General features: G+C 76.4%; 7 protein-coding genes. 3 read left to right on the plus strand and 4 right to left on the minus strand.

Annotated features, from left to right (window positions below):
• The 3 genes from FNH04_RS39650 to FNH04_RS39660 all read left to right on the plus strand — a co-directional run.
• On the plus strand, window positions 1-936 hold a 936-nt coding region (locus tag FNH04_RS39650; protein WP_152790921.1), incomplete at its 5' end, for a glycosyltransferase family 4 protein.
• Window positions 933-2,081: a glycosyltransferase gene (locus FNH04_RS39655; protein WP_152790923.1), complete on the plus strand. Its 1,149-nt coding sequence runs from the start codon at window positions 933-935 to the stop codon at window positions 2,079-2,081. The genes FNH04_RS39650 and FNH04_RS39655, both read left to right, overlap by 4 nt.
• Window positions 2,078-2,926: an SGNH/GDSL hydrolase family protein gene (locus tag FNH04_RS39660; RefSeq protein ID WP_152790925.1), complete on the plus strand. Its 849-nt coding sequence runs from the start codon at window positions 2,078-2,080 to the stop codon at window positions 2,924-2,926. Before FNH04_RS39655 ends, FNH04_RS39660 begins: the two co-directional genes overlap by 4 nt.
• A gap of 31 nt (window positions 2,927-2,957) precedes the next feature.
• Here the strand turns inward: FNH04_RS39660 and FNH04_RS39665 are convergent, their stop codons facing one another.
• The 4 genes from FNH04_RS39665 to FNH04_RS39680 are packed head-to-tail and all read right to left on the minus strand — an operon-like array spanning window position 2,958 to window position 6,028.
• The gene (locus tag FNH04_RS39665) at window positions 2,958-3,830 is read right to left on the minus strand and encodes a 5-oxoprolinase subunit C family protein (protein WP_322725204.1); all 873 of its coding nucleotides are present in this window, start codon (window positions 3,828-3,830) and stop codon (window positions 2,958-2,960) included.
• Window positions 3,827-4,438: a 5-oxoprolinase subunit B family protein gene (locus FNH04_RS39670; protein ID WP_152790929.1), complete on the minus strand. Its 612-nt coding sequence runs from the start codon at window positions 4,436-4,438 to the stop codon at window positions 3,827-3,829. The genes FNH04_RS39665 and FNH04_RS39670 overlap by 4 nt, the downstream gene beginning before the upstream one ends.
• Complete coding sequence (locus FNH04_RS39675) at window positions 4,435-5,193, minus strand: LamB/YcsF family protein (RefSeq protein ID WP_152790931.1); 759 nt, start codon at window positions 5,191-5,193, stop codon at window positions 4,435-4,437. Before FNH04_RS39675 ends, FNH04_RS39670 begins: the two co-directional genes overlap by 4 nt.
• A gap of 37 nt (window positions 5,194-5,230) precedes the next feature.
• Window positions 5,231-6,028, minus strand: coding sequence for a putative hydro-lyase (locus FNH04_RS39680; RefSeq protein ID WP_322725205.1), 798 nt, complete (start codon window positions 6,026-6,028; stop codon window positions 5,231-5,233).
• Window positions 6,029-6,070: the final 42 nt, after the last annotated feature.

A 6,070-nucleotide genomic window follows, 5' to 3' on the forward strand; every position in this document is an offset into this window, starting at 1 on the left:
CTCCCGGGCTATCCCCAGGTCCGCGTCGCCCTCCCCAGCCGGCGCGTCGCCGCGGCCATCACCGAGCACCGCGCCGACGTCGTCCACCTGGCCGGCCCCTTCGTCCTCGGCGTGCGCGGCATGGCCGCCGCCGCCCGGCTCGGCATCCCCGCCGTGGCCGTCTACCAGACCGACCTCGCCGGATACGCCCGCACCTACGTGCACGCGGGCGAGGGAGCCGCATGGCGGCGTATCCGCTCCGTGCACGCCGCCGCCGACCTCACCCTCGCGCCGTCCAGCGCGGCCCTGCACGACCTGGAGGCGCACGGCGTGCCCCGGGTGAAGCTGTGGCCGCGCGGTGTGGACACCGTCCGCTTCCGCCCAGGCCACCGGGACGAGGCCCTGCGCCGCGAACTCGCGCCGAACGGCGAGCTGATCGTCGGCTACGTCGGCCGGCTCGCCCCCGAGAAGCAGGTGGAGCTGCTGGCCGGGGCATGCGCGCTCGACGGCGTACGGGTCGTCGTCGTGGGCGACGGGCCCAGCGAGCCCGGTCTGCGCGAGGCCCTGCCCGGCGCCGTCTTCCTGGGGCGCCGCACCGGCGGCGAACTCGCCCGGATCTTCGCCTCGCTGGACGTCTTCGTGCACACCGGCCCGTTCGAGACCTTCTGCCAGACCGTGCAGGAGGCCATGGCGAGCGGGGTGCCCGTGGTGGCGCCCGCCGCCGGCGGCCCGCTGGACCTGGTGGCGCACGGGCGGACGGGCCTGCTGGTCCCGCCGCGCGACGCGGCCGCCGTACGGGACGCCGTGTGGGCGCTGGCCGCCGATCCCGCGCTGCGGGCCGCGTACGGGGCCACGGGACGGGCCACCGTCGAGGGCCGCACCTGGGAGGCCGTGGGGGACCAGCTCCTCGGGCACTACGCCGACGTGCTGTCCGCGCGGACGGTGGTGGCGGCATGAGCGAGTCGCTGCGTATCGTCCGGCTGGCGAACTTCGTCGCTCCCGCCTCGGGCGGCCTGCGCACCGCGCTGCGCGAACTGGGCACGGGCTTCCAGCGCGCCGGACACGAACCCGTGCTGGTCGTGCCTGGCGAGCGCCACACCGACCGCGAGACCGAGCAGGGACGCGTCATCACCCTGCCCGGCCCGCTGCTGCCCGGTACCGGCGGCTACCGCGTCCTCACGGACAAGCGGCGCGTGGCGGCGCTCCTGGAGTCGCTCGCGCCCGACCGCCTGGAGGTCTCCGACCGGACCACCCTGCGCTGGACCGGTGCCTGGGCCCGGCGGGCCAGGGTGCCCGCGGTGATGGTCTCCCACGAGACCGCCGACGGGGTGCTGCGGACCTGGGGACTGTCCGAGCGGATGGCCCGGCGCGCCGCCGACGCCCTCAACGTCCGTACGGCCCACACCTACTCGAAGGTCGTGTGCACCACCGAGTTCGCGGAGCGCGAGTTCGTGCGGATCGGGGCGCGCAACGTCGTACGGGCCCCGCTGGGCGTCGACCTCGTGGGGCGGCACCCCGCGCTGCGGGACCAGGCGGTGCGGGAGCGGCACGCGCGCGTGGGGGACGTTCTGCTGGTGATGTGCTCCCGGCTGTCCGTCGAGAAGCGGCCCGGAACGGCGCTCGACGCGCTGGAGGCACTGCTGCGGCGCGGGCGGCGCGCCGTCCTCGTGGTCGCCGGGGACGGGCCGTTGCGGGCCCGTCTCGAGCAGCGGGCGCGCGGGCTCCCGGTGACCTTCCTGGGGCATGTGGGCGACCGCGGGGTGCTGGGTGCCCTGCAGGCCTCCGCCGACGTGTGCCTGGCGCCCGGGCCCGCCGAGACGTTCGGGCTGGCCGCGCTGGAGGCGATGGCCTGCGGTACGCCCGTGGTGGCCAGCGCGTCGTCGGCCCTCCCGGAGGTCGTGGGGGAGGCCGGGGCCACGGCCGCGGACAGCGGGGAGTCCTTCGCCGACGCGGTGGAACTGCTGCTCGCGCTGCCGGAGCACGAGCGCCGCGAGGCGGCACGCGCGCGTGCCGAGTGCTTCGGGTGGACGGCCGCCGTGGAGGCGTTCCTCGCGGCGCACGACGCCACCGTCCGGTGGCCGGTGCGGGAGGGCGTCGGATGAGACCCCTGCGGTTCGTCGCGCTCGGGGACTCGCTGACCGAGGGCATCGGGGACCCCGTCGAGGGCGGAGGTCTGCGTGGCTGGGCCGCCCTGCTGGCCGACGGGCTAGGCCCGGCAGTGGAGTTCACCAACCTCGCCGTCAGCGGATCCCAGACCCGTGACCTCCTGGAGCGGCAGACCCCCGCCGCGCTGGCCCTGCGGCCGGACATCGTGTCCGTCGTCATCGGCGTCAACGACACACTGCGCTGCACCTTCGACATCCACGCCGTCGCCGCCCGCCTCGACGAGGTGTACGGGGCCTTCCACGCCCGGGGCGCGACCGTGCTGACCGCGTGCCTGCCCGATCCCGGAGCGATGCTCGGCCTGCCCGGCGCTCTGGCCAGGCCCCTCGCCAGGCGGCAGCGCGCGGTGAACACCGTCGTCCACGCCCTGTCCGAGCGGTACGGAGCGGTCCATCTGCACGCCTCCGAGGGCGCGTGGCTGACGGACCGCGCCCTGTGGAGCGCGGACCGGCTGCACCCGGGGGAGCGCGGGCACCGGCAGTTCGCGGTCCGCTTCCACGCGGTGCTCACCGAGGCGGGTGTCGCGACGGGGACCGCGCCCCGTGCCGAGCCCGAGTTCCCCGCACCCACCCGGGCGGCGAACCTGCGGTGGCTGGCCACGCGGGGCACCGGCTGGGTCGCCCGGCGCTGCGGCGACCTGCTGCCGCAGCTTCTCGCCCTCGCCGCGGCCGAGGTCCGCCACAAGGCCCGCGGCACCAGCGCCCGGCTGGACCTCGGGGCCTCCCACGCGGTCGCGTCGGCGCTGGCCGCGCTGACGGTGGGGAAGCGGCCGGACACGGCGTGACCGAGGGCCTGTCCGGCGGATCACGGCTGGGTCAGCCCCGCCGGCGTACGGCGATGAAGCGCACCGGCGTTCCCGGTGCGGCCTGGGCCGCGGCGGGCAGGTCCGCCTCGTGGACGACCGCGATGACCGGGTAGCCCCCGGTGGTCGGATGGTCGGCGAGGAACACCACCGGGCGGCCGTCCGGCGGGACCTGTACCGCGCCCAGCACCATGCCCTCGCTGGGGAGCTCACCCGGGACCGCCCGTTCCAGGGCCGGGCCCTCCGTACGCAGACCGATGCGGTTGCTCGCGGCGGACACCGTGTACGCGCGCGTGGTGAACGCGCGGACGGCCACCGGAGTGAACCAGCCGTGGCGCGGGCCCAGCGTCACGCGCAGGACGAGTTCGGCGGGCGGCGCCGGATGCGGGACGACGTCCACGCGCGCGTGGGCCGTCGCCGGGCGCCCGAGGGGCAGCACCGTGCCGTCGGTCAGCGGAGCGGGGCCGAGGCCCGACAGCAGGTCCGTCGAGCGGCTGCCCAGCACCGGCTCCACGGCCACGCCGCCGGAGACGGCGAGATAGCTGCGCACGCCGGAGCGGGCGGGCCCGAGCTCCAGCAGGGCTCCTCCCGGGACCCGCAGCGCCGTGCCCCAGGCCGCCGGGCGGCCGTCCACGGTGACCGGGCAGGGCGCGCCCCCGACGGCCACGGTGACCGTCGAACGCGGCCGTACGGCGCAACCGTTGAGCGTGGTCTCCAGGACGGCGGCCTCCGGGGGGTTGCCCACGAGCCGGTTGACCAGCGCTGCGGCGGGCGCGTCCAGCGCTCCCGAGCGCGGCACACCGAGATGGGCGTGGCCGGGCCGCCCCTGGTCCTGGACGGTCGTGAGAGCCCCGGCGCGCACGACGGCGAGCGCGCGGTCCGTCACGGCGCCCCCTCCGCAACGAAGCGGACCCTGGTGCCCGGTGACAGCAGAGCGGCCGGCACGCGCGCGTGGTCCCACAGCACCGCCTCCGTCGTACCGATGAGCTGCCAGCCGCCGGGGGAGGAGCGCGGGTACACACCCGTGTACGGGCCCGCCAGCGCGACCGAACCCGCGGGTACGGCCGTCCGCGGGGTGGCCCGGCGCGGGACCTGGCGGGGCAGGCCCGTGAGGTAGCCGAAGCCGGGGGCGAACCCGCAGAAGGCGACCCGGAACTCCGCCGCCGCATGGAGGCGGGCCACCTCGGCCCCGTCCACGCCCCAGTGCGCGGCGACGTCCGCCAGATCCGGACCGTCGTACCGAACGGGGATCTCGACCACCTCCTCCGCGCGCGGGGGCACCGGCGGCACCTCCCAGGAGGCGAGCCGCTCGGCGAGGCGGGAGGGGGCGTCCAGGCCGTCCAGGAGGACCGTACGGGCCGCGGGGACGATCTCGGCGACCGACAGGTCCCCCGCCGCGCGGCGGCGCAGCAGCTCGGCGTGGAGCGCCTGCGCCTCCTCGCCCGTCCCCACCTCGATCAGGAGCGCGCGCTCCCCGACCGCCAGTGCCCTCATACGAACGCCTCCACGCGCACGCCCGAGGACTCCAGAGCGTCCCGGACCCGGCGGGCGAGCTCCACCGCGCCGGGCGTGTCGCCGTGCAGGCACAGCGAGCGGGCGCGGACCATGACGCGCTCCCCCGAGTGGGACACGACCGTCCCGAGGCGCGCCAGGTCCACCGACCGTTCCACCACGGCGTCGGCGTCGGTGATCACGGCGCCCTCCCGCCCGCGCGGCACCAGGGTGCCCTCGTCGGCGTACGCGCGGTCCGCGAACGCCTCGGTGACCACCGGCAGCCCGGCCCGCTCGGCCAGCTTCAGGAAGCGCGAGCCGGGCAGACCGAGCACGGGCAGGGCGGCGTCCGCGAGACGGACGCCGTCCACCACGGCACCGGCCTGCTCCTCGTCGTGCACGACGCGGTTGTAGAGCGCGCCGTGCGGCTTCACATACGCCACGCGTGCGCCCGCCGCCCGCGCGAAGACCTCCAGCGCGCCGATCTGGTACGCGACCTCGGCCGCCAGTTCGGCGGGCGGCACGTCCATCGCGCGCCGCCCGAACCCCGCCAGGTCGCGGTACGAGACCTGGGCTCCGATCCGTACGCCGCGCTCGGCCGCCAGCTCGCACACCCGGCGCATGGTGGCCGCGTCCCCGGCGTGGAAGCCGCAGGCCACATTGGCGCTGGTGACGACGGACAGCAGCCGCTCGTCGTCGGTCAGCCGCCAGCGGCCGAAGCCCTCGCCGAGGTCGGCGTTCAGGTCGATGGAGGTCATGGGGTTCCGTTCTGCTCCGTGGGTCCGGCCTTGTGTATCAGGCCACGCGGTACTGCTCGTCGCGGGCGTCGGTGACGAACATCTGCCCCGGCGCGTGGGTGATGGCGAAGGGCGGCCGCGAGGCCATCACCGCCGCCTGCGGCGTCACCCCGCAGGCCCAGAACACCGGGATGTCACCCGGCTCGGCGTCCACCGGGTCGCCGAAGTCCGGGCGGGACAGGTCCGCGATGCCCAGGCCCGACGGATCGCCGCAGTGCACCGGGCTGCCGTGCACGGCAGGGAGCAGACTGCTCTCCCGGATGGCGGCCGCCAGTTGCTCGGGCGGCACGGGCCGCATCGACACGACCATGGGGCCGCGCAGCCGCCCCGCGGGCCGGCACCGGCGGCTGGTGACGTACATGGAGACGTTGCGGCCCTGCTCGATGTGGCGCATCGGGACGCCCGCCCCGGTGAGCGCCCACTCGAAGGTGAAACTGCACCCGATCAGGAACGACACCAGGTCGTCCCGCCACACGTCCGCCACGTCCGTGGGCTCGGCCACCAGCTCGCCGTGCTCCCACACCCGGTAGCGCGGCAGATCGGTGCGCAGGTCCGCGTCCGCCGCGAGCGGGGTGGTCCAGGAGCCCGCGTCCGTGACGTCGAGCACCGGGCAGGGCTTGGGGTTGCGCTGGCAGAACAGCAGCATGTCGTACGCCCAGTCGGCGGGCACCGAGATCAGGTTCGCCTGCGTGTGCCCCGCCGCTGTCCCCGCGGTGGCGCCCGACACGCCCGAACGGAACCGGGCGCGTGCCTCGCCGGGGGTCCACGCGTGCGCGTGCTCGTCGATGAGGGTCACGGGACGGTCCTGGGGGACAAGGGGTGAGGGGTGGTCCTGGGT

The sequence above is a fragment of the Streptomyces phyllanthi genome, from assembly GCF_009377205.1.
GTDB classification, from domain to species: domain Bacteria; phylum Actinomycetota; class Actinomycetes; order Streptomycetales; family Streptomycetaceae; genus Streptomyces; species Streptomyces phyllanthi.

Coding starts and splice junctions, on each gene's coding strand:
- FNH04_RS39655 (WP_152790923.1), top strand. CDS start 933: ATGAGCGAGTCGCTGCGTATCGTCCGGCTGGCGAACTTCGTCGCTCCC.
- FNH04_RS39660 (WP_152790925.1), top strand. CDS start 2,078: ATGAGACCCCTGCGGTTCGTCGCGCTCGGGGACTCGCTGACCGAGGGC.
- FNH04_RS39670 (WP_152790929.1), bottom strand. CDS start 4,438: ATGAGGGCACTGGCGGTCGGGGAGCGCGCGCTCCTGATCGAGGTGGGG.
- FNH04_RS39675 (WP_152790931.1), bottom strand. CDS start 5,193: ATGACCTCCATCGACCTGAACGCCGACCTCGGCGAGGGCTTCGGCCGC.